Source organism: Actinomyces sp. oral taxon 180 str. F0310 (assembly GCF_000185285.1).
Taxonomy (GTDB): domain Bacteria; phylum Actinomycetota; class Actinomycetes; order Actinomycetales; family Actinomycetaceae; genus Pauljensenia.
This window is the reverse complement of record NZ_GL622194.1, coordinates 2,297,732-2,318,631: the sequence shown is the minus strand read 5'-3', so window position 1 is coordinate 2,318,631 and position 20,900 is coordinate 2,297,732. Positions and strand designations below refer to the sequence as shown.

General features: G+C 66.8%; 19 protein-coding genes and 1 tRNA gene. 7 read left to right on the top strand and 13 right to left on the bottom strand.

All coding sequences use genetic code 11. From position 1 onward, the window contains the following. Positions 1 to 97: 97 nt before the first annotated feature. The 3 genes from HMPREF9006_RS09890 to HMPREF9006_RS09880 all read right to left on the bottom strand — a co-directional run bounded on the left by HMPREF9006_RS09890 (position 98) and on the right by HMPREF9006_RS09880 (position 4,096). Positions 98 to 174: transfer RNA gene (locus HMPREF9006_RS09890), tRNA-Met, on the bottom strand. Positions 175 to 282: 108 nt separating this feature from the next. Then, a complete protein-coding gene (locus tag HMPREF9006_RS09885) occupies positions 283 to 1,023 on the bottom strand; it encodes a hypothetical protein (RefSeq protein WP_156794410.1) in 741 nt (246 codons plus the stop codon). A 43-nt stretch (positions 1,024 to 1,066) separates the two neighbouring features. Then, the gene (locus HMPREF9006_RS09880; RefSeq protein WP_009213465.1) at positions 1,067 to 4,096 is read right to left on the bottom strand and encodes a UPF0182 family membrane protein; all 3,030 of its coding nucleotides are present in this window, start codon (positions 4,094 to 4,096) and stop codon (positions 1,067 to 1,069) included. Between the two features lie 175 nt (positions 4,097 to 4,271). On the opposite strand from HMPREF9006_RS09880, the gene HMPREF9006_RS09875 reads away from it, so the two are divergent. After that, the gene (locus HMPREF9006_RS09875; protein ID WP_009213464.1) at positions 4,272 to 4,838 is read left to right on the top strand and encodes a PPA1309 family protein; all 567 of its coding nucleotides are present in this window, start codon (positions 4,272 to 4,274) and stop codon (positions 4,836 to 4,838) included. A gap of 93 nt (positions 4,839 to 4,931) precedes the next feature. On the opposite strand, the gene HMPREF9006_RS09870 is transcribed toward HMPREF9006_RS09875, so the two are convergent. Further along, on the bottom strand, positions 4,932 to 6,110 hold the full coding sequence (locus HMPREF9006_RS09870; RefSeq protein ID WP_034232434.1) for a YlbL family protein: 1,179 nt from the start codon (positions 6,108 to 6,110) through the stop codon (positions 4,932 to 4,934). Positions 6,111 to 6,247: 137 nt separating this feature from the next. Between HMPREF9006_RS09870 and HMPREF9006_RS09865 the strand changes: the two genes are divergently transcribed. Next, the gene (locus tag HMPREF9006_RS09865; protein ID WP_009213462.1) at positions 6,248 to 7,726 is read left to right on the top strand and encodes a zinc-dependent metalloprotease; all 1,479 of its coding nucleotides are present in this window, start codon (positions 6,248 to 6,250) and stop codon (positions 7,724 to 7,726) included. A gap of 95 nt (positions 7,727 to 7,821) precedes the next feature. Beyond that, on the top strand, positions 7,822 to 8,700 hold the full coding sequence (locus HMPREF9006_RS09860) for a hypothetical protein (RefSeq protein WP_009213461.1): 879 nt from the start codon (positions 7,822 to 7,824) through the stop codon (positions 8,698 to 8,700). A gap of 7 nt (positions 8,701 to 8,707) precedes the next feature. Here the strand turns inward: HMPREF9006_RS09860 and HMPREF9006_RS09855 are convergent, their stop codons facing one another. After that, a complete protein-coding gene (locus HMPREF9006_RS09855) occupies positions 8,708 to 10,720 on the bottom strand; it encodes an ATP-dependent DNA helicase UvrD2 (RefSeq protein WP_009213460.1) in 2,013 nt (670 codons plus the stop codon). 15 nt (positions 10,721 to 10,735) lie between these two features. Next, complete coding sequence (nudC, locus tag HMPREF9006_RS09850) at positions 10,736 to 11,680, bottom strand: NAD(+) diphosphatase (RefSeq protein ID WP_009213459.1); 945 nt, start codon at positions 11,678 to 11,680, stop codon at positions 10,736 to 10,738. Positions 11,681 to 11,716: 36 nt separating this feature from the next. Between nudC and rph the strand changes: the two genes are divergently transcribed. Next, complete coding sequence (rph, locus tag HMPREF9006_RS09845) at positions 11,717 to 12,484, top strand: ribonuclease PH (RefSeq protein ID WP_009213458.1); 768 nt, start codon at positions 11,717 to 11,719, stop codon at positions 12,482 to 12,484. After that, entirely contained in the window at positions 12,481 to 13,095 is a 615-nt protein-coding gene (gene rdgB / locus HMPREF9006_RS09840) for an RdgB/HAM1 family non-canonical purine NTP pyrophosphatase (RefSeq protein WP_009213457.1), read from the top strand. The genes rph and rdgB overlap by 4 nt, the downstream gene beginning before the upstream one ends. A gap of 429 nt (positions 13,096 to 13,524) precedes the next feature. Here the strand turns inward: rdgB and HMPREF9006_RS09835 are convergent, their stop codons facing one another. After that, a complete protein-coding gene (locus HMPREF9006_RS09835; RefSeq protein WP_009213455.1) occupies positions 13,525 to 13,857 on the bottom strand; it encodes a CBU_0592 family membrane protein in 333 nt (110 codons plus the stop codon). Between the two features lie 86 nt (positions 13,858 to 13,943). On the opposite strand from HMPREF9006_RS09835, the gene HMPREF9006_RS09830 reads away from it, so the two are divergent. After that, positions 13,944 to 14,858: a LysR family transcriptional regulator gene (locus HMPREF9006_RS09830; RefSeq protein ID WP_009213454.1), complete on the top strand. Its 915-nt coding sequence runs from the start codon at positions 13,944 to 13,946 to the stop codon at positions 14,856 to 14,858. Positions 14,859 to 14,881: 23 nt separating this feature from the next. Here HMPREF9006_RS09830 and HMPREF9006_RS09825 read toward each other — a convergent pair whose 3' ends face one another. The 4 genes from HMPREF9006_RS09825 to clpS are packed head-to-tail and all read right to left on the bottom strand — an operon-like array spanning position 14,882 to position 17,387. Then, positions 14,882 to 15,679 (bottom strand): MBL fold metallo-hydrolase, encoded by a 798-nt coding sequence (locus tag HMPREF9006_RS09825; RefSeq protein ID WP_009213453.1) that lies wholly within the window; start codon positions 15,677 to 15,679, stop codon positions 14,882 to 14,884. Further along, positions 15,676 to 16,506 (bottom strand): glutamate racemase, encoded by an 831-nt coding sequence (murI, locus tag HMPREF9006_RS09820; RefSeq protein WP_009213452.1) that lies wholly within the window; start codon positions 16,504 to 16,506, stop codon positions 15,676 to 15,678. The genes HMPREF9006_RS09825 and murI overlap by 4 nt, the downstream gene beginning before the upstream one ends. 16 nt (positions 16,507 to 16,522) lie before the next feature. Next, complete coding sequence (locus HMPREF9006_RS09815) at positions 16,523 to 17,095, bottom strand: DUF2017 family protein (RefSeq protein WP_009213451.1); 573 nt, start codon at positions 17,093 to 17,095, stop codon at positions 16,523 to 16,525. 4 nt (positions 17,096 to 17,099) lie between these two features. Beyond that, positions 17,100 to 17,387, bottom strand: a complete 288-nt coding sequence (gene clpS, locus HMPREF9006_RS09810) for an ATP-dependent Clp protease adapter ClpS (protein ID WP_009213450.1) — start codon at positions 17,385 to 17,387, stop codon at positions 17,100 to 17,102. Between the two features lie 82 nt (positions 17,388 to 17,469). Between clpS and HMPREF9006_RS09805 the strand changes: the two genes are divergently transcribed. Continuing rightward, the gene (locus HMPREF9006_RS09805; RefSeq protein WP_009213449.1) at positions 17,470 to 18,813 is read left to right on the top strand and encodes a nicotinate phosphoribosyltransferase; all 1,344 of its coding nucleotides are present in this window, start codon (positions 17,470 to 17,472) and stop codon (positions 18,811 to 18,813) included. Between the two features lie 22 nt (positions 18,814 to 18,835). Here HMPREF9006_RS09805 and HMPREF9006_RS09800 read toward each other — a convergent pair whose 3' ends face one another. Both HMPREF9006_RS09800 and HMPREF9006_RS09795 read right to left on the bottom strand, forming a co-directional pair. Continuing rightward, complete coding sequence (locus tag HMPREF9006_RS09800) at positions 18,836 to 20,575, bottom strand: DEAD/DEAH box helicase (protein ID WP_009213448.1); 1,740 nt, start codon at positions 20,573 to 20,575, stop codon at positions 18,836 to 18,838. Continuing rightward, on the bottom strand, positions 20,572 to 20,895 hold the full coding sequence (locus HMPREF9006_RS09795) for a DUF3039 domain-containing protein (RefSeq protein ID WP_009213447.1): 324 nt from the start codon (positions 20,893 to 20,895) through the stop codon (positions 20,572 to 20,574). Before HMPREF9006_RS09795 ends, HMPREF9006_RS09800 begins: the two co-directional genes overlap by 4 nt. Positions 20,896 to 20,900: the final 5 nt, after the last annotated feature.

The following is a 20,900-nucleotide window of genomic DNA, read 5'->3' as shown; positions in this document are numbered from 1 at the left end:
TACTATCGCGGCGACTGACCGATAAGTCAAGGCGTTCACAGCGTGAAACGACCGGAGAACAAACAAGACCCGGCCCCTCACGGGACCGGGTCTGTGGTGGTAGCGGGGACAGGATTTGAACCTGCGACCTCCGGGTTATGAGCCCGGCGAGCTACCGAACTGCTCCACCCCGCGTCGGCTCTGTATAGTTTAGCGCCCCGCCGGGAGGGGCACAAACCGAAAGCGGTGATGTACGTCCTAGGCGCAACGGGAGCCGCGGCAGCGGTGGTGTCGGTTTCTCACCTAGTGCGGCGCGCCGCGATCCTCCTCGTCCGTCACGGCGACGGGCGTCCCGCTCGGGGGAGGAAAGGCAGCGGTTGGTACGGCGACGGGCGTCCCGCTCGGGGCAGGAAACTCTTGCCCCGCTCGGGCCCCGGAAGTCGCGCCGACGCCCGCCGCTCCCCCTCTCGGCGCGGGCGTTGGGTGCGGGCCGACGAGAGCGCCCTGCGCGGTGGCACCGCCGAGTGCACCCTCCTTGTCGCCGCGCCGTTCGGGGATCGCCAGGCAGATCGCGCAGGCGACAAGAACCCACCCGAGCACCCAGAAAGCGAGCGAGCGCCAGTAGAAGAAGGCCGACATATTGGCGTAGAGACCGTAGTTGGGAGGTCGGAAAGCAGAGTACCAAGGGGCATTGTCGCAAAAGACGCTGACGGCGGGTCTCACTAGGAGCCTCGCGACCAGGAGGAGTCCGGCGAGGGCGTAGCGGGCTCCCGTCGCGTGCGTCACCGCCACGACCACCGCGAGGATGAGCGCGGCCAGGTCGATGGCATACCACATCCACATGGACCAGTGGGAGATCAGATGGAGATACACGTCCATGCTCACCGAACCCACTGGGAGGAAGCGGGTTACCAGGTAGGTCGACTGGAGGGCCAGCACGATGCCGAGGCTCACGCGGGCGCGCAACGAGGGGGTGTTGTACGCCCGGCGCGCTCCTCCTGAAGCGAGCGTCGGCGCCGCGGTACCGGCGGCTCCGCAGACCACTTGCAGGACGCCACCGCGCGCTCCCTTGCCGGTCGGCCTCGTCCTACGAGCCGCTCTGCGGCTCAGCCGAGGGCGAGGCGCTCGGACTCGGCGAGGAGGTGGGTGTTCCCGCCGCGCCAAGCGCGCTCTGGGCGGCCTCGGCGCGAGAGAGGGCCTCGCGCAGGCGCGTCTGAGCCTGCCCGTACGCCGCCCAGTCGGACTTGCTCATCGCCGCGTCCGCGTCGCGCATCGCCTGCGCAGCGTCGTGGACGGCTTGGGTCAGCTGAGCGCTTGCGTCTGTCGAGGGCGCAGTTGCCCCGGACTGGGTGCCGTCGTCGGGGGACGGGTTCGCAGGCGCGGCCGGGGCCCTCGATGATCCCCCATCGTCAGCGACGAGCTGACGCAGGGACTCTTCGAGTGTCGGCGCGAATCCGACCTTGTCGCCGAAGGCAGTCAGGACCGAGCGAAGAACCGGGTAGGACGCCGATCCTGTGCCCTGGACGTAGACGGGCTGCACGTACAGCAGTCCCCCACCAACCGGCAGCGTCAGGAGGTTTCCGCGAATGACGGTCGAATCCGCCTGGTTGAGTAGATTCAGCTGGGTGGCGATCTTCTCGTCCGAGTCGTACTTGTTCTGGACCTGACCCGGTCCGGGGACGGTCGTGGAGGAGGGCAGCGCGAGGAGACGGAGCTTGCCGTAGCCCTCACGCACCTGGCCGGCAGTGTTTCCCGTCTCGGAGTCGACGGCCAGGAATCCGGCCATGGCTTCGCGGCGTCCCTCCCCGCCGCCACCGGGAACGAAGACTGACGTCAGCGAGAACTCGGCGCTGTCCTGGCCGGGCATCTGCATGGTCAGGTAGTAGGGGGGCTGAAGCGCTGTCGGCGGCGCAACGGGGTTGCCCGCGGCATCCACGCGCTCGGTTGCCTTCGTGGAAGAAGCTCCCCCGTAGGTTGAGGTCTCCTCGGCGAGGCGCCAGCGGTCACCACCCGAGTAGAAGCCTGCGGCATCGGTGACGTGGTAGGTGGCCAGCAGGTTGCGCTGCACCTTGAACATGTCCTCGGGGTAGCGCAGGTGGCTCATGAGGTCACCGGAGATCGCGGACATGGACTCCACGGAGCCGGGGTAGATCTTCTCCCACGTGCGCAGGATCGGATCGGACTCGTCCCACCGGAACAGGCGCACCGACCCGTCGTACGCGTCAACGACGGCCTTGACAGAGTTGCGCATGTAGTTGATCTTGTTTGCCTGGACGTACTGGCCAATCTCGGTGGACTGGGAGTCGACGGTTGCGTCCGAGAGGGCCTCGTGCTGCGCGTAGGGGTAGTTGTTCGTCGTGGTGTAGGCATCCACCACCCACACGAGACGCTTGGGCGTCGAGGCGTCGTCGTCCATGTCGACGACCGCGGGGTAGGCAGACTGCTCGAGGGTGAGGTAGGGGGCCACCTTCGCCACCCGCTGCAAGGGGTCTCGATCGTAGAGGATCTGCGACGCCTCGTTCGTCTGAGAGGAGAAGAAGAGGTCTGTTGACCCGAACTTGATGGAATAGAGGAGCTTGTTCCACACGTTGCCCACCGATGGCCCGCCGTTGCCGGTGAACGTCGTGGACACTTGGCCGCCGACGGCCGTGTCATCCGGATAGTCGAGTTCCTGCGGCTCGGCTCCCTCGGGCGCACCGACGATGGAGTAGTCGGGCGCATTCGGGCTGAAGTAGACCCTCTCCTCATAGTCGCCCATTTCACCGATTGACGGCACCGACTGCTCCCAGTACGAGGGCAGCCCATCGCTGGTCAGCTGGTTGCCGTAGGCGGCGATGGCACCGTACCCGTGTGTGTACACGGTGTGCTGGTTGACCCACGTCTGCTGTTCGGCGGACAGGCCGGAGAGGTTGAGTTCACGAACGGAGATCACGGTGTCGCGACGCTCGCCCCCCACGTTGTAGCGATCGACTTTCATTCCGGAGTTGAAGCCGTAGTACAAGCGCGACTGCTGCAGCTGCTGGACCGTCTTGGTAATGACCTTCGGATCGAGCAGGCGCACCTGCGAGGTCAGCGTCTCGTTGTCGAATTGTCCCGCCGAGGCGGTGGTTGCGGCATCGTAGTTGGTCTGATAGTCGAGGTTCTCCAACCCGTAGGCAGCCAGCGTGGCGTCGATGTTGCGCTGAATGTAGGGTGATTCGAAGCTTCGCTGGTTCGGGCGCACGCGGAACTGCTGGACGAGCGCGGGGTACGCGCCCCCCAGCACGAGGGCGGCGATGACGGTGACGGCCACACCCGTCACGGGCAGCCTCCATGTCCCGCGGAAGGCGGCGACCACGAAGAGGACGGCAACCAGGGCGGACACGGCGGCCAGGATCGAGTAGGCGGGCAGCGTCGCGTTGATGTCGGAGTAGAGGGCCCCGTGGATCGACCCGGAGTCCTGGGTCAGTAGCTCGTAGCGGCCGAGCCAGTAGTGCGCCGCGATGAAGAGCGACAGGCACGCCGCCATGATGCCGCTTTGGAGGCGCGCGTGTTTGGAGGCGTGGGGTCGTGGGGTCAGCCGCATCGTCCCGTAGAGGTAGGACACGACGATGGAGGCAACCAGTCCGATGCTGGTCACCGTCATCAGGAAGGAGACCAGCACCTTGAGGGCGGGCAGCACGAACACGAAGAAGGAGATGTCCAGCCCGAACTGTGGGTCCACCTGGCCAAAGGAGGAGCTGTTGAGGAACTGGAGGAGCGTCTGCCACTCGGTGGCCAGTCGGGCACCGTTCGTAAACCCGAAGAACAGGGCTACCGCCCAAAATGCCACGCGGCGAACGGGTTCGAGGGCCTCCTGATACCCTCGCAGCGCCGCAGACGTCTCGCCGCGCACCGAGGAGGCACGGTGTCGGTAGGCGTAGGCCATCGCACAGTACACCATCGCGGTTGCGGCCAGAAAACCGACCGCGAAGAGGCCGATGTGCGCCCCCCACTGGGTGAGGATGACGCGGGTGGCACTCATCTGGCGGTACCACAGGATCTCCGTCCACACGATGGAGGCCGCGTAGATAATGGCGCCCAGGGCGATAAGAACGACGAGCGTGATCGATGCCGGACCGGGCTTGCGGGGCTTCACGCGCGAGGTGGGCGCGTCACCGTCTCGTCGTGGCCGAGACCCGGGCGAGCGAGGGAACGAAAAGGGGGAGCTCACGGCATTCCTCTCTGTTGTACCGGCAGCTTCACAACAGTGTAGCCGCGGTCAGGGTCTTCTTCGTGTCGGCTGTGTCCGCTCTCCGTGAGATTATGGGGTCATGAGTGTTGAAATGATGCCGAGTGCGCGCCAGGTCGCGCTGGCCAACGTCGTCGTCGACATCGAGAAGGGGGCCGCGCGCGTTGGGTGGGATCACGCGCCTTCCATCTATGCGCTGGTGCCGACGTCCACGCTGTTGGCTGATCCTGGCCTTCCCGCCGACATCGCCGATCAGCTCCGCGCGGGGTGGGACGGCTCCCAGGACCATCTGAGTGCGATCATTCAGGAGGATCTCGCCCAGGACGATATCGAGCAGGTGCTCGCCCACCTGGCGTGGCCGCAGACGGTTCCCGGGGCGGCGATCACCGTGGAGCGCATCGTCGTGCCTCCGGAGGTTGAGGATGAGGCGCCCGAGGATCCCGAGGAGGCCCTCGCCTTCATCTCCGCCCATCCCTCACGCACGGACGTGCGCCTGGCGGTGGGGGTCTTGCGTTCGGGCGAGTCGTGGTGCGCGCTGCGCACCCGCGCATTCGATTCCGATGACAAGGTTGGGCAGGGTTCGGTCCTCGTTCCCGCCCTGGTCGACGCACTGCGCGCGTCACTCGAGCCGGTCGACGAGGACGACTGAGCACTGGGTCCGCGCCTCGCCCGCACCGACAGGTGAGGCCCCGCTTCCGATGCACCCGTCTCTCCTCGGGTGGTCATCGAAGCGCTCGGGACGCTACTGGCAGGTCGGCAGGGTGTCCCCGGAGCCGCTGGCGATCGAGGAGAGCGCGGTAACGGCCTCGTCAAGCGTGGAGACCGAGACGACGTGCAGGCCGTCGGGAACGTGCCCGACCACGTCGGAGCAGTTGTCGGCGGGGGCAAGGAACCACTGGGCTCCGTCGTCGTGGGCACCCCACATCTTCTGTGCGATGCCGCCGATGGCTCCGACTCGCCCGTCGTAGGACATGGTTCCGGTTCCCGCGACAGCGTTGCCCCCCGTCATGTCACCCGGCGTCATGCGATCGATGATCCCCAGAGAGAACATCATGCCCGCGCTGGGCCCACCGATTCCCTCCAGGTTGAAGGCAATGTCCACCGGGAGCGTCGGGGCGACGGACAGGTAGATGCCCAGCTTGGAGCCGGGCTCACCCTGGGAGGCGGCGACGGAATCGAAGGAGATGTCCTGCTGCTCACCATCTCGCTCGATCGTGAGGGTCATGTGTGATCCGGCCGGGACCGTGCGCATGAGCGTAAAGGGCATGGCTGCGCTGGTCACGTCGTGTCGGGTTCCGTCGGGGGTGGTGATCGCGAGCAGGCGGTCTCCCTGGGCAACGACTCCTTCCGCGTGTGACCCGTCGGTGGCCCCCTCGATGGTGACGGTCGCGGGTACTTCCCAGCCGAGGTACTCGAGCGCGGCAACCTGGGAGGTGGTCTGAGAGTTGCGCATCATCGCCTGCTGGGCCTCACTGACCTTCTCGCGCGTGGCATCGGAGGGGTAGACCGCATCATAGTCGAAGATGCGGGAGTGGGGGTCGAAGTATGCGCCGATCAGCTCCGCGAAGCTGAGGCGTTTTCCGGGTCCGCCGGATTCGGAGACGGTCACCATGCGCAGCTGCCCCTGCCCGGGCTTCGCTTTGTCCTTGTAGGATGCCGACTGCGGTTCGTCGAGCTGCACGTCTTGCCCGGTCGTGGGATCGGTTCCCGAGATCTGGATCATCGGCTCTCCGTTGAACGATCCGAGGACGTTGAAGGTCGGTCCGGGGCTATTGACCACGAAGGGGACCGGGATCCAGAAGAGCACGGCAACCATCGCGAGGGTCGCGACGATAGCCGTGACAAGACGCCAGCTGATGAGCGGTGGCTCCCCGGCGGCACCGTCGGTCGGCCTCATCACGTCGTCAGCTGCGTGGGTCATCTCCATGTCAGTCACCGGTTCATTGTGTCCCAGGCGCGACCGCATCGCACGCGCTCCTCCCCCATTCCCCTTTAGCTCTCAGCGTTTTCGCAGGCTTTTGTCAGCCCAAGCGCACGCGCGGCCGCTAGTCTGATGACATGAACGAGAACGACTCCGGCACCCCTTTTGAGGATTTCCTGCGCTCGATCCTGGGCGATGAGGCCGCCGCCGAGGCAGCCCGGGCCCTTGAGGCTCAGGGCTTCGACCCGGCGCAACTGCCACCCGAGTTCTCCAATCCCGAACGCATGCGAGCAGCTCTCGGCCAGTTCCAGTTCCTCATGAACACCACCGCGGGCCCCGTCAACTGGCGTGTCGTGGAGGATAGCGCCAAGCAGACGGCTTACGCGGGCGGGGATCCCGCACCGACGGCGACCGAGGCCGAGGCTGCCCGCCAGGCGATGAGTGTGGCCGATCTGTGGCTTGACGCGGTCACGGAGTTTGCCTCGGGTCCTGTGACGCGCGACGTGTGGACCAGGGTTGCCTGGGTTGAGCACACGATCCCCATGTGGAAGCGGATCTGCGAGCCGATCGCGCTCAATGTCTCTCGCGCGCTCTCCTCGGCTCTCTCGCAGCAGTTCGATCAGGGCGGCCTGGGTGCTATTGACTCCCTGCCCGAGGGCATGGCGGCCATGCTGGGCAAGACCCAGGAAATGATGCCGCGCCTGTCTGCGATGATGTTCTCAGCCCAGATCGCGCGCGCGCTGGCGGCCCTGGCCGGGGAGTCCTTCGGCACCTGTGACACCGGCATCCCTCTGTCCGACGCCTCGCACGCTGTCCTCGTGCCGCACAACATCGCCCAGTTCTGCGAGGGGCTGGATATTCCCTTCGATGAGGTCCGCCAGTTTCTCGCCGTCCGAGAGGCCGCACACAGGCGCCTGTTCGCATCGGTTCCCTGGCTCGAGGGCGACTTGGTGCGCGCCGTTGAGCGCTACGCGTCCCAGATCGCGATCGACACCGACGCCATCACACAGGCGGCTCGTTCCGTCGATCCCTCCGATCCTTCCTCCGTTGAGTCGGCCCTGAGCGGGGGCGTGTTCGCTCTGTCGACGACCCCCGATCAGCGCCGGGCTCTCACGCGCCTGGAGACGATGCTGGCCCTCATCGAGGGGTGGGTCGAGGTGGTGACCGCGCAGGCGACACTGCCCTACCTGCCCCACGCCGACGCACTGCGCGAGATGATGCGCAGGCGGCGCGCCACGGGCGGGCCCGCCGAGGAGGTCCTGGGCTCGCTCATCGGGTTGCAGATGCGCCCGCGGCAGGCACGAGGAGCCGCGTCGATCTTCTCCCTGGTCGAGGCCGACGGGGGGCGAGGAGCGCGAGAAGCACTCTGGTCGCACCCCGACATGGTTCCTTCGGAGACGGAGCTCGCAACCCCGGAGACCTTCCTGACGCTGCGTCAAGCGGCGGCAGCCGAGGACGCCGAGATAGATGCCGCCCTGAATTCGTTGCTGGATGGAACGCTGGGGTGGGCCGACGGCCTTCGCCCCGGAGACGAGGCCACCCCGGACTCGCAGGCGCCAGAGTCCCTTGATGACGCCGGCGACGAGGTGGAAGGCGCGGACGGCGAGACGAAGTAGACCGGTCAGTTATCCACAGACTACTCAAAAGACGAGTTCTCTGAGACAAAACAGATCATGATGGATCCAACAGGTAACAACTGAAGGAGAACATCATGAACCTGTCGCGTTACACCGCCGTCCTGTGGAGGGGGCCCGGCCGCGCCCAAGTCGGCGGCGATCGAAGCCACCACGTCCTCCTGGACAACCTGCACGCGTGCGATCAGCTATGGCTCGCCAATCACACCAATGTCGGCCAGCGCCCGGCTTCGACCACGCCCTCACCGGAACTGCTCGCCGCGCTGTCCGGGTCCGGCCTGCTCGACCACACCGACCGCAGGCCCCGCCTGTCGGTTGACGTTCTCGGCGCGGTACCGGCCACCCTCCTGGCGCTGCGCAGCCTGGTCGATTCCCTCTCCTTCGCGTTGCGCGTCGATGGCACGCTCCTCGTCGACGAGGACTGGGACCGCGTCTTTGGGGGAACCAACACCGGAACGCCACGCGCGCGGGCCGTACGGCGGGAGCTTTCGGACCTCATCTGCCCTTCTCAGCTTCACTACCAGGGTGCCACGGACCTCGCTATCGTTTCCGGCGACCGGGCGATCGACCCCGCCATCCCCTTCGATCTCACCGTTCGGGACATCCCCCACCTCCTCGTCGTTCGAGGGGAGCATTCCTACGAGATCGGCCCCTTCGTCATCCCGGGGCACACCCCCTGCTACCAGTGCGAGGAGCGGGCACGAGCGGAAAATGATCCCTTTCACCTGACGAACCTGCGAGAGCTCATCCGCTGGCCTCTCGGACCGCTCAGCCTGCTTGCACACTTCGCGGCCGCGGCATGCGTGGCTGGCCTCGTCCGCGACTTCGCGTCGGGAGCACTCAGCGTCGAGGCGTGCTCGCGGGTGACGACAATCGACGAGGAGGGACACACCACCGTCGAGCGGGTGGCTCCGTCACGGGAGTGCGCGTGCGGCATTGACACACTGGCCCTCTAGGCGCGGCTCACGCCCCCTCGTCGACGATGACTTCCTCACCGCGTACGAGGGCGAGGACCGGCGCGGCAAAGCGCTGCACCTTGACATCGCCGATCCCCCGAATCACGCGCAGCTGAGTGGTTGTCTTGGGCATGGCGACGGCTATATCTCGCAGCGTCTGGTCGGTAAAGACGGCAAAAGGCGGCACCCCGGCCTGTCGGGACACCTCGAGGCGCCACGCCCTGAGGCGCCCAAAGAGCTCGACGGCCTGCGGCGACGCCTCCTCCTCGAATGCCCGGTTGAGGGCGCGACTGGAGGAACGAGGCTTTCTCTTGGGCGCTCCGACGCCGTCAGCCTCGGGCCAGATGCCGTCGAGCAGGCGGCTGCGCTTGCGTCGCCCGCGCCCATCCGTTCCCCGCGAGCGCGCCCACGAGAGGGAGAGCAGATCCCGGGCGCGGGTGACGGCCACGTAGAGGAGCCGCCTCTCCTCCTCGCGTGCCTGCTGGGTCTTTGCGTAGGAGATGGGCAGGAGTCCTTCGGCGACACCAACGAGGAAGACGGCGTCCCATTCAAGTCCTTTCGCGGCGTGAATGGTTGCCAGCTCCACTCCCGACTTGTCGGGTTCGACCTGATAGGCGATCCTCTCGTCGAGTTCGCTGACGAAGTCGGCCAGGCTCGTCGCCCGAGAGTCATCGGCCCACCCAACGATGGCATTCATGTTGGACCAGCGTTCGGATCCCGCCTGTCCCGAGGGAGCCTCGGGCGCCCAGCCGACCCCGGAGAGAACGTCCCGCACGAGATCTGCGAGCGCCCCCTCCTCGCGTGCGGCTGCAACCGCGCGCAAGCGAGCGATGGCGGTGCGCACATCGTCGCGCGCGAAGAAGGGTTTTCCTGCGGCCACGGCGACGGGAATCCGCCGCGCACCCAGGGCCTCTTCGAAGGCTTGGGATTGGCCGTTGGTGCGCATCAACACGGCGATCGAGTGGGGGGCCATGCCGCCGGCTATCAGCTCGGCGATCTGGTCGGCGACGCCCTCGGCCTCCGCACGGTCATCCTCGTAGGTGCGGTAGGCAACCCGCGCGCCGCCATCGCGCTGGCTGGACAGACGAACAGTTCCCTCTCGGTGTTGGGACCGTTCGAGGACGTCATTGGCCAGGGAAACGATCTGCGGGGTCGACCGATAGTCTCGCGTGAGCTGGGCGATGCGCGCGCCCGGATGCTTACGCCCAAATCCGGTCAGGTACTGCGGCGAGGCTCCCGTGAAGGAGTAGATGGTCTGCGCGACGTCGCCGACGACGCAGACATCGTGGCGTCCCCCGAGCCACAGGTCCAGAAGCCGAGCCTGCAGGAGGTTGACATCCTGAAACTCGTCGACGACGAAGGATCGATACTGTTTGCGCACGACGGCGGCCACATCGGCTCTTTCCTGAAGCATGCCGCACAGGTAGATGAGGATGTCCTCGAAGTCGATGACGCCCCGCTCGGCCTTTGCATCCTCGTAGACGTCCAGCAGCCGCGCCATGTCGGAGGCGTCGAGTCCGGCGGGAACTTCCCGCCCGAGGCGCCCCACGCGCGCGGCGTAGTGCGCCGCGTCGACCATCGTGACCTTCGCCCACTCGACCTCGGCGGCGATGTCACGCACGTTTGTTCGATCGATGGCGATGCCGAGCCGTGCAGCGGAGGCGGCCACGAGGGATGCCTTGTGTGGAATCACGTCCGGGAGCGGCCCCCCGACGACGGTCGGCCAGAAGTGCCGCAGCTGGCGCAGGGCGGCGGAGTGGAACGTCCGCGCCTGCGCCTTGGGAACGCCCAGCTGGGCCAGACGATGCCGCATTTCGAAGGCGGCACGCTGAGTGAAAGTGACGGCCAAGACGTTCGACGGGTCGACCGCCCCAACCGCGGCACCGTAGGCGATCCGGTACGTGATCGCGCGGGTCTTTCCCGTTCCGGCTCCGGCGAGGACCGCGAGGGGCCCGGCAACCTGGGTCGCGACGGCACGCTGGTCGGGATCCAGGGCGTCAAGTAGTTCCTCGGGGATCATGCTCTCATTGTCCCATTAGCCTCTATCGGGTGCGTCCCGCGTGCCCGGGCCTTCCGGCAGGTCGCCCCCGTACCACTGGGCGAGCATCGCGTACGCGATCGACGAGCGTCCCGGGGCGCTCACGTCGCCGCCTTCCAGGGCCTGGGCGAGCTGACCGCGGCTGAAGAAGCGCGCCCACTCAATCTCTACGCCGTCGGCGATCGGGGTGGGAGCCTCCTCGGCTGTGCGCGCCCGGTATCCCATCATCTGCGAGCGTCCGAACGGCCACGGCTGGGTTGCCACGTAGGACACGTCTTCGATGGCGACGCCGACTTCTTCGCTCACCTCGCGCGCGACCGCGACATCCGGAGATTCCCCAGCCTCAACATAGCCGGCGATGAGCGACACGAAACCGGGTTTCCACAGCGCGTTGTGAGCCAGGAGGACGCGGTCACGGCGGTCTTGCACGAGGACGATCACTGCGGGGTCCTGTCGCGGATACTCCAGTCGATCGCAGGAGTCGCATCGCGCGGCCCATCCGCCGGTCACCAGCTGCACCGGCGCCCCACAGCACGGGCAGAAGCGGTAGTTGGCATGCCAGCCCGCGAGCGCGAGCGCGCTCAGCGCCAGGGCCGCGTCGTCCCCGTCAAGTTGCCACCCGACCGCGCGCAGGTGCTCCCAGCGGCCCCGAACCTCGTCCCGGGTCGTCTCGATCGCGACGACGGAGCGTCCGCGCGCGACCCCGATAAACGAGGCCGTCGCTCCCTCAGCAGCACGCGTGGCTTCATCCCCGGTCAGGCGCAGCAGGATCGGGGCGTTCGAGGAGGAAGCCTCGGCCTCGTCAAGGAGGACAAAGCCGGCGCCGTCCACGACGATGACATCGGCCTCACCGGCGCGCACCAGGGCAACGGGAGCCACGGATTCACGCAGAGCGACGGCCGGGTCGACGTGACCGCGGACGAGAGGTAGATCAAGACTCATGTCTCCACGGTAACGCGGTGAGCTACCCTAGGCACTATGACAAATTCTCCCCTGCGCGCCGATGGCCGCACCCCGTCCCAGCTTCGTCCCGTTTCCCTGACCCGCGGCTGGTCGGGAACCGGGGAGGGCAGCGTTCTCGTTGAGTTTGGCAACACCCGGGTCCTGTGCGTTGCTTCCTTCACCGAGGGGGTTCCGCGCTGGAAGCGGGACTCGGGTGAAGGCTGGGTGACCGCCGAGTACTCGATGCTCCCGCGCGCAACCGAGCAGCGCTCCTCCCGAGAGTCCGTCAAGGGTAAGGTGGGCGGCCGCACTCAGGAGATCTCGCGCCTCATCGGTCGTTCCCTGCGCGGCATCGTCGACGTGTCCGCCCTGGGCGAGAATACGATCGTCCTGGACTGTGATGTCCTGCGCGCCGATGGCGGCACCCGCACAGCATCCGTCACCGGCGCCTACGTCGCCCTTGCCGACGCGATCGCGTGGGCGAAGGAACGCGGAATCCTCACGCCCTCAGCGCGGGTCCTGACGGACTCGGTCTCGGCCGTGTCCGTGGGGATCATCGACGGCACGGCCATGGCGGACTTGCCCTACGTCGAAGACGTGCGGGCGCAGACGGATATGAATGTCGTCCAGACCGGCGACGGGCGCTTCATCGAGGTGCAGGGCACGGCCGAGCATGCACCCTTCAGCCGCGAGGAGCTCTCCGAGCTGCTGGATCTGGCAACGGCGGGCAACGCGCAGCTGGCGCGAGCACAAAAGCTCGCGCTTGAGGCTCCCCTGATGGAACGCGTCGAGGTGACTCCGTGAGCGCACGCCTGGTCTTCGCCACCTCAAACGCGCATAAGATCTTTGAACTCGAAGCGATTCTCGCCGATGCGTGGCGAGGTTTTGAAGCCGGATGCATTGCGCCAATGAGTGCCTTTGACGTCCCCTCCCCCGTGGAGGATGGGGTGACATTCGAAGAGAACTCCCTCATCAAGGCGCGAGCCCTGGCGCGCGCCACCGGCCTGGCAGCGATCGCGGACGACTCCGGTATCACGGTGGACGTTCTGGGCGGCGCTCCCGGGATCTTTTCCGCGCGATGGTCGGGCCGACACGGAGACGACGCCGCCAACCTGTCTCTGCTCCTCGACCAGCTCAGTGACGTGCCCGACCCTCATCGCGGGGCAGCCTTCGTATCCGCGGCTGTCCTGGTGACGCCGGGCGGCGAGGAAGTCGTTCGCCGAGGCGAGGTGCGCGGTACGCTCACGCGCGAACCTATCGGGCAGGGCGGCTTCGGCTACGACCCGATTTTCATTCCCGACGGCTATCGGGTGACCACCGCGCAGATGAGTCCGCAGGAGAAGAACGCAATCAGCCACCGCGGCATCGCGTTCCGCGCCCTCATGCCCGCCATCGTGGACTATCTGCGCGGCTGAGGCCACCCCTGGCTCGTATGCAACCGTGCCGGGCACCCGCGGGTGTCCGGCACTCTTGTTGCGCTCGCGTTCACATCATCAGCGGGCCACGAGGTTACCGATGATGGGACGGTCCATCGAGAACTGCAGAGGGTTGCGTTGTTGACGTCCTCTGCGCTGATGGACGAGACGCTGAAGGAGTGATGCGATGAAACGGGACATTGTGTGCTCCTCTTTGAGTACGTGCGATGGATCTATCACAGCACCGCACCTCCATGATGAGCGTTCTTCCGCGACTTTTCCATCGATTCTCGCTTACACCTCCATGAAGCTGGCCTTACAGACCTTTCCTTGGTGAGCCTTGACAGATCCTTGACCCGCGCCAGGATGCCGCAGGCACGCATTCGGGGGCTGGGCCCCGCCCAACCCCCGAGTTGCGCCTGGCGCCGTTCAGCGCGCGCGTGCGGGACGCAGTCGGCGGGGCATGTAGCGGCGCACGTCAAAGAAGCGGAGGACCTGCATGATGCGGCGGGCGAGACGATCGCGCACACGCCAGATCATCGTGGCGCCGACGCTGATGAAGATGGCGTTCGTCAGGAAGGACGGCCACGCGCCGGTGGACGCGCATGCGATCGCCAGGAACACGCAGCTGGAGACGTTGAGGGAGTGGTAGCGCAGCGAATCGGGCGCAAAGCGCTTGGAGGACACCAGGTAGTAGGCGGCGATCGAGGCTGCCGCGCCCACCCATCCGAGGATCGTGATTGCAAGAGAGAAGATGGTCATGACATGTATAGTGCACCCTCCACTGGTCAAGCACAATTGAATGGTTCTATAGTTATCTTACAGTTTGCCTTAATCAAGGAGTTCGCATGGACATCGATCCTCGCCGACTGCCCTTCCTCCTGTCCGTCGCCCGCGAAGGCGGCATCGTTGCCGCCGCCGACATCCTCATGGTGTCCCCCTCGGCAGTGTCCCAGCAAATCCAGAAGTTGGAAGAAGAAGTCGGCCTCAAGCTCGTCGAACGCACGACGTCCGGAGCGGTGCTCACCCCCGCGGGAAACATCGTCGCCGATGCCGGCGAACGTATCAACGCCGACATCGCCGAGGCGCTCAAGGCCCTGCGCCCCCTGACCGGTCAGGTCACCGGAACCGTCACCCTTGGGGCCTTTCTCACAATCTGCCGCTCAACCCTCATCCCTGCCCTACCGGATCTGACGGAGGCTCTTCCCGGCATCGACCTGCGCATCGAGGAAACCGAGGAAACCCCCGGCATGGCCTCCCTGCGCACCGGCCGCTACGACATCCTCGTCATCGAAAGAGACGAGAACCCTGGCCTGGCTCCGCGCGGATACACGGACGTGCCCTTCATCGACGAGCCCTGGGTCCTCGTCACCCCCGACTCCGCGCCCCCCATCGGATCGATCGAAGACCTCGCCGACCTGACCTGGCTGCGGGTCAGTCCGGGAAGCAGCGGCGACCACGTCATGCGCCGCATCACCAAGGCCTTCCCCTCCACGACGTGGGCCCCCCATCTCTACACCACCTACGAGGCCGCCCGTTCCTTGGTGCGCGCCCGCACCGGATCCACGATCCTGCCCGCGATGGCCTTGGCCGGCGCCCACACCGACGGCATGCGCGTGACCCCGCTCCCCTCCCTCGGCACCCGCAAGATCCTCCTGCGACACAAGAACCACGGCTGGTCAGAGGCGGGCGGCCCGGCCCGCGTGACCGCCTACCTCGCCGAGTGGCAGCGGCATAACGCCTACTCCACCCACGCCGACTAGCGGCTCCGGCGTCTCCTCCTCGCTCAGAGTGACACCTGCAAGCCCGCAGCCGCGAACCCCAGGGGCCCATCCCACGTCTGCCGGATCTCCGCCGCCACCCGCTCGCGGGGGGTCCAGGGCTGTATGTGGGTGGCGAGCATCCGCTTGACGCCTGCCCGCCTCGCGACCTCGCCCGCCCGACGGCCGTCCATGTGCATGTCAGGCTCGGTCTCATCGGAGGTGAAGCCCACCTCACTCAGCAGCAGATCCACGCCGCGGGCGCCCTCAATGATCGATTCGCACAGGTCGGTATCGCCGGTGTAGAACAGAGCCACCGTGCGCGACGGATCCTCCTCCGAAGGCCCCTCGATGCGCAGGCCGAAAGCCTCAACCGGATGCAGCGCGCGATACGGGCGCACGGTCAGGGGCCCCACCTCGTAGGCGTGATCAAGGCGAAGCTGAGTGAATGCAAACTCGCACTCGTATCGCTCAGGCTCCGCCGCGCCCTCGATCTGCCTGACGCGCGAAAGTGTCTGCGCGGGCCCGAGCAGCGACAGCGGCGGGCAGGAGGAACCCGGCCCCCACTTGCGATACACCTGCAGGGAAATGATGTCGCCCATGTGGTCCGCGTGACAGTGAGACAGAGCCAGCGCGTCCAGGTCCCGGGGACACACGTGCCTCCACAGAGCACCGAAAGCGCCCGGGCCGATGTCACACACGAGCGAGAACGTCCGCTCCTGCCCCGAGGCCCGATCACGTCCGCGTGCTTGAATCAGGTAGGAGGATGCGGGCGATTCCGGACCCGACATGGAGCCGGTCGCACCGATGACGGTGAGCTTCACGCGATCCCTCCACCGGTGCGCACGCGCCCGACTGATCCGACCTCGGGTCCAAGGAACCGCCTGGCCAGCAGCGGGAAGGCGTCCGAGGCGCCGGTCGCCAGGAACTGATGCTCGGGCCGAGCTCCCTCTGACCACGGGTCGTGCAGGAGAGCGCGGTCCACCAGCTCGTTGTAGGTCATGTTTGCCGTGGCCTCCGAGGACGTCACAAGGGTCACGCCATCGCCCATGACGCGACTGATGACCCCAGTGAGCAGCGGGTAGTGAGTGCATCCAAGGATGAGCGTGTCAACGCCCGCTGCCTTGAGCGGGGTCAGGTACTCGGTAGCCACCGCCTCGATCTCGTCGCCGGTCGTCACCCCGGCCTCGACAAAGTCAACAAACGCCGGGCACGCCTGCTGGGTAACCCGCAGCCCCGGGACCGCGGCGAGGGCACGCAGGTAGGCCTCCGACTGGATCGTTGCCTTCGTTCCGATGACGCCGACGTGGCGGTTGCGGGTTGCGCTCACGCTCTGTCGGGCCGCGGGAGTAATGACCTCGATGACGGGTATTCCCGCGTCGATCCAGTAGCGTTCGCGAGCATCCGCGAGCGCTGCGGCCGTGGCCGTGTTGCAGGCGATGACGAGGGCTTTGACGCCGCGAGAGGCCAGCTCATCAAGGGCGGAGAGCGTCAGCGAGCGCACCTGTGCGATCGCGCGCGAACCGTAGGGCGTGTGCTCGGTGTCACCCAGGTAAATGATCTCCTCGTCGGGAAGCTTGTCGATGACGGCACGCGCGACGGTGAGACCACCCAGACCCGAGTCGAAGATTCCAATCGGGGCGTTGTTCATGGTTTGACCTTATGCGTTAGCGCGGATTATTCACAGCTTCCAGGAGGGAGTCCTGCCACCATGTTACGAGCATATAGATGGCGGCGACAACCTGCGCGTGTTCCCCTGTCGGCTCACTCGCGGCCAGCCTCTCAACGCGCCGCGCATCCGATTGATCGGCCAGCCCCAGCTCGCCGGCCAGCCCCAAGCGAATGTCGTTGAGCGCGCCGAGCCAGGACCAGACCGCCTCGGGGCGCACGATCAGCGTGTCGGCGCCCCCATGAACGATACTGTCGAGGTCCGCGATGATGGAGCGTAGGCGCGCCGACTTCTCGGCCCGAAGCAGATCCTCCGTCAACGCGCGCATGCGGGCCGCATCCTCGCAGTCCGCACTCATGGGAGGAAGGAGCATCCCCAGGCTCCGCTCGCGCGGGGCTTCCCTGCGCAGTTCGGTCTCGGTGAGCGCGCTGAGTACCGAGGGCGTCACGGCGCACTCGCCCGGATCGTCAAGGACGACGAGGACCTCGCTGGCCAGCTGGCGCAGGAGGAGAGCCTCGCCGCTGCTCATCGACGAGGCGTAGCCGCCATCTCGAGGAGCGAAGCCCTCCATGCGCCTATCCCTTGTCCTCTTCGAGGGTGGCTCGAAGCCCGTAGGAGTGCATCGCCATGACGTCGGCCTCGATGCGCTCGCGCACCCCCGTCGAGACGGTTGCCCGTCCGCGAGTGTGTACCCTCATCATGAGTTCTTCCGCGCGCGCCGTTGAGTATCCGAAGTACTCGCGGAAGACCGCGGTCACGTAGGTCATCAGGTTCACCGGGTCGTCCCACACGACAGCGCGCCAGCGCGGCACGGCGGAAGCCGCCTCGTGCGCGCGCGGTGCCGGCTGCAGGATTGTTGTCATACGCCAACCCTAGGGTGAATCGGGTGTCCATGGAAGCGCATTCGCGCCCCCGGTGACACGCTTCTCACGGTAGACTCACACTATGCCTGCATCGACATCCACATCTTTCCTCACCGACATGTATGAGCTCACGATGCTCGACGCCGCCCTGAAGGACGGGACCGCGCATCGGCGCTGCACCTTCGAACTCTTCGGGCGCCGCCTGCCCGCGACGCGACGCTTCGGCGTCGTGGCGGGAACGGGACGCATCCTCGAAGCACTGGAACGCTTCGAGTTCGACGGCGAACAAATCGAGTGGCTTTCCAGCCGAGGGATCATCTCCGAGGAGGCCGCCTCCTTCCTGGCCACGTGGCGCTTCACGGGCGACATGTGGGGCTACGCCGAGGGAGAGTGCTACTTCCCCGGGTCTCCCCTGCTCACCGTCGAGGGGAGCTTTGCCGACTGCACCCTGCTCGAAACCCTCCTGCTGTCCATTCTCAACCACGACTGCGCGGTTGCTTCGGCAGCGTCGCGCATGACGATCGCAGCTCACGGACGCCCCTGCATGGACATGGGCGCACGCCGGGCTCACGAGCGAGCCGCCGTGTCCGCGGCACGCGCCGCCATCATCGGTGGCTTCCAGGGCACCTCCGATCTGGAGGCCGCCAAGCGCTACGGGATCCGCGCGATCGGAACCGCCGCCCACGCCTTCACCCTGTTGCACGACAGCGAGCGCGACGCCTTCGATTCGCAGGTGGCGTCCCTGGGAGCGGGCACGACTCTGCTCGTCGACACCTACGACATCGCCCAGGGAGTTGTCAACGCCGTTGAAGCGGCGCGCGCCGCGGGTGGCGAGCTGGGGGCCGTGCGCCTGGATTCCGGCGATCTCGTTGCTCAGGCCTTCAAGGTGCGCGGGCAGCTGGACGCGATGGGAGCAACCTCCACGAAGATCACGGTCACCTCCGACCTTGACGAGTATGCGATCGCAGCGCTGGGCGCGGCCCCCGTCGATTCCTACGGCGTGGGGACCAGGCTCGTGACGGGGTCCGGAGTCCCGACGGCCGCGCTGGTCTACAAGGTTGTGTCGCGCGAGGACGCCTCCGGAGCTATCGTTCCGGTCGCCAAGAAGTCCGAGTCGAAGTCGACGGTCGGCGGCCGCAAGGTGGCCGGGCGCGTGATGGGCGACGACGGCTATGCCTCCGAGGAGCTCCTCCTCGTCGGCACCTCCATGGAGGAGGGGCAGAAGCTGCTTGCTGAGCGCGGAGCTCGCCCCCTGCAGGTCCCGCTCGTGCGCCAGGGCGTCATCGATTCGACCGCTTGGAGTCCCGACGCTCTCACCCGCGCCCAGGAGCACCATCTTCGTGCCCGCAACGAGCTTCCCTACCAGGCGTGGCGGCTGTCCGAGGGAGAGGTGGCGATCCCGACCCGCTACGAGGCGATCGCCTAGGCCGGGCGCCGGGGGCGCAATCTCAGTGCCGCCCGACGAACCACTCGCGCAGCAGAGCGATGCGCGCCTCAATCTGCTCGGTCGTCGCCTGGGCGACTTCGGGACCGCCACAGCGCGAGCGCAGCCGCGAGTGGATGGTCGCGTGGGTGTCTCCCGAGCGGCGTGACCAGGTCGAGACGAGGTGCTGAAGTTCCTTGCGCTTGGCCGCGCGCAGCTTGTGGGCGGGAATTCCCGCGTTGTCCTCGCGCATCTTGCGCGCGCTTCGGCTCTTTCGCTGGGCGGCAACCTGGTCGGCCTGGCGTGCGCGTAGCAGCGTCGTCACCTGGTCGGCGTCGAGGAGGCCGGGGATGCCGAGATACTCCTGCTCCTCTTCGGAGCCAACCTCGGCCCCCGCACCCCACGCTGCGCCGTCGAAGAGGACGCCGTCGAATTCGGCGTCGGCTCCGAGGACCTCGAACTGCGACAGCAGGTCGGAGGAGGCTTTCTCCTCGCGGTTGGCAGCCGCCACCATCGCGTCCTCGGGGTTCCACATGGCGTCTTCGTCATCGCCGCGCTTGGGCCGGTCCAGCGCGTGATCGCGTTCGACCTCCATGTCTCCGGCGAGGGAGAGCAGGGGGAGGACGGAAGGGATGAAGACAGTGGCCGTCTCTCCCCTCTTGCGGGCGCGCACGAAGCGTCCGATGGCCTGGGCGAAGAACAGCGGAGTCGACGCGTTCGTGGCGTACACTCCGACGCAGAGCCTCGGCACATCGACGCCCTCGGAGACCATGCGCACGGCAACCATCCACTTGTCGGTGGAGGCGGAAAACTCAGAGATGCGATCAGAGGCATCCGCATCGTCGGACAGGACAATCGTCGGTGCCTTTCCGGTGATGAGACGCAGATGGCGGGCGTAGGCTCGCGCTTGTTCCTGGTTGGATGCGATGACGAGTCCGCCGGCGTCGGGAACGGCGCGGCGCACCTCCTCCAGGCGCAGGTCTGCCGCACGCAGGACCGCGGGAATCCACTCGCCCTTGGGGTCGAGGGCGGTACGCCAGGCCTGCTTCATCATGTCCTTTGTGAGGGGTTCGCCCAGGCGCGCGCTCACCTCGTCACCGGCGTTGGTGCGCCAGGCCATCTGCCCCGAGTAGGACATGAAGAGAACGGGGCGCACGACGGCGTCCTTGAGCGCGTCGCCGTATCCGTAGGTGTAGTCGGCGCGGGAACGCCGGATACCTTCGTCGTCTTCCGCGTAGGTGACGAAGGGAATTGGGGAAGTATCGGAGCGGAAGGGTGTTCCCGTCAGGGCGAGTCGGCGCGTGGCCTCGGCGAAGGCTTCGCGCACGCCATCGCCCCACGACAGGGAGTCTCCCGCGTGGTGGATCTCGTCGAGAATGACGAGGGTGCGATAGGCGCGGGTGCGGGCGGAGTGGACAGCGGGGTTGGACCCCACCTGCGCGTAGGTGACGGCAACCCCGTCGAAGTGCGATCCGGCGACGCCCTGCGAGTTCGTAAAGTCGGGGTCGATGTGGATCCCGAAACGCGCGGCGTTGGAGGCCCACTGGCCTTTGAGGTGCTCCGTGGGGCACACGACCGTGAGCTTGTCGACGATGCCGCGGGCAATCAGTTCGGTGGCGAGCGTCAACGCGAAGGTGGTTTTTCCGGCTCCGGGCGTCGCGACCGCCAGAAAGTCGCGCGGCGCACAGCTCATGTAGCGTTCGAGGGCGTCGGCCTGCCAGGCACGCAGCCGACCAACCGGTGCGCGCCGGGTCGTCTCGCTCACTTGTCGGAGCCCTTTCCGCCGTCGGAGAACGGCCAGTTGCGCCCGTTCTTGCCCATCGAATCGCGCAGTTCCTTGCAGGTGGGGCACACGGGGTACTGGGAGGCGTCGCGGGTAGGAATCCATACCTTGCCGCACAGGGCGACCACGGGCTGCCCCGTCACCATCGAGGAGTTGGCCTTGTCCTTGCGAACAAAGTGGGCGAAACGATCGCCGTCGCCGCCGGTGCGTTCCCGCCTGGTCTCGGTGCGCTCCAGTAGCCCGGTCGAGGATGCTGTGGAGGGCGCGGAGGGGCCGGTGGGTTCGTCGAGGGCATTACGCATGCACT

What these genes read in the sequence shown, in the direction of transcription:
- HMPREF9006_RS09865 (WP_009213462.1), top strand. Translation starts at nt 6,248, where the DNA reads ATGAACGAGAACGACTCCGGCACCCCTTTTGAGGATTTCCTGCGCTCG.
- murI (WP_009213452.1), bottom strand. Translation starts at nt 16,506, where the DNA reads ATGAACAACGCCCCGATTGGAATCTTCGACTCGGGTCTGGGTGGTCTC.
- HMPREF9006_RS09835 (WP_009213455.1), bottom strand. Translation starts at nt 13,857, where the DNA reads ATGACCATCTTCTCTCTTGCAATCACGATCCTCGGATGGGTGGGCGCG.
- HMPREF9006_RS09795 (WP_009213447.1), bottom strand. Translation starts at nt 20,895, where the DNA reads ATGCGTAATGCCCTCGACGAACCCACCGGCCCCTCCGCGCCCTCCACA.
- HMPREF9006_RS09805 (WP_009213449.1), top strand. Translation starts at nt 17,470, where the DNA reads ATGCCTGCATCGACATCCACATCTTTCCTCACCGACATGTATGAGCTC.
- clpS (WP_009213450.1), bottom strand. Translation starts at nt 17,387, where the DNA reads ATGACAACAATCCTGCAGCCGGCACCGCGCGCGCACGAGGCGGCTTCC.
- HMPREF9006_RS09815 (WP_009213451.1), bottom strand. Translation starts at nt 17,095, where the DNA reads ATGGAGGGCTTCGCTCCTCGAGATGGCGGCTACGCCTCGTCGATGAGC.
- HMPREF9006_RS09875 (WP_009213464.1), top strand. Translation starts at nt 4,272, where the DNA reads ATGAGTGTTGAAATGATGCCGAGTGCGCGCCAGGTCGCGCTGGCCAAC.
- rph (WP_009213458.1), top strand. Translation starts at nt 11,717, where the DNA reads ATGACAAATTCTCCCCTGCGCGCCGATGGCCGCACCCCGTCCCAGCTT.
- HMPREF9006_RS09855 (WP_009213460.1), bottom strand. Translation starts at nt 10,720, where the DNA reads ATGATCCCCGAGGAACTACTTGACGCCCTGGATCCCGACCAGCGTGCC.
- HMPREF9006_RS09870 (WP_034232434.1), bottom strand. Translation starts at nt 6,110, where the DNA reads ATGACCCACGCAGCTGACGACGTGATGAGGCCGACCGACGGTGCCGCC.
- HMPREF9006_RS09830 (WP_009213454.1), top strand. Translation starts at nt 13,944, where the DNA reads ATGGACATCGATCCTCGCCGACTGCCCTTCCTCCTGTCCGTCGCCCGC.
- nudC (WP_009213459.1), bottom strand. Translation starts at nt 11,680, where the DNA reads ATGAGTCTTGATCTACCTCTCGTCCGCGGTCACGTCGACCCGGCCGTC.
- HMPREF9006_RS09860 (WP_009213461.1), top strand. Translation starts at nt 7,822, where the DNA reads ATGAACCTGTCGCGTTACACCGCCGTCCTGTGGAGGGGGCCCGGCCGC.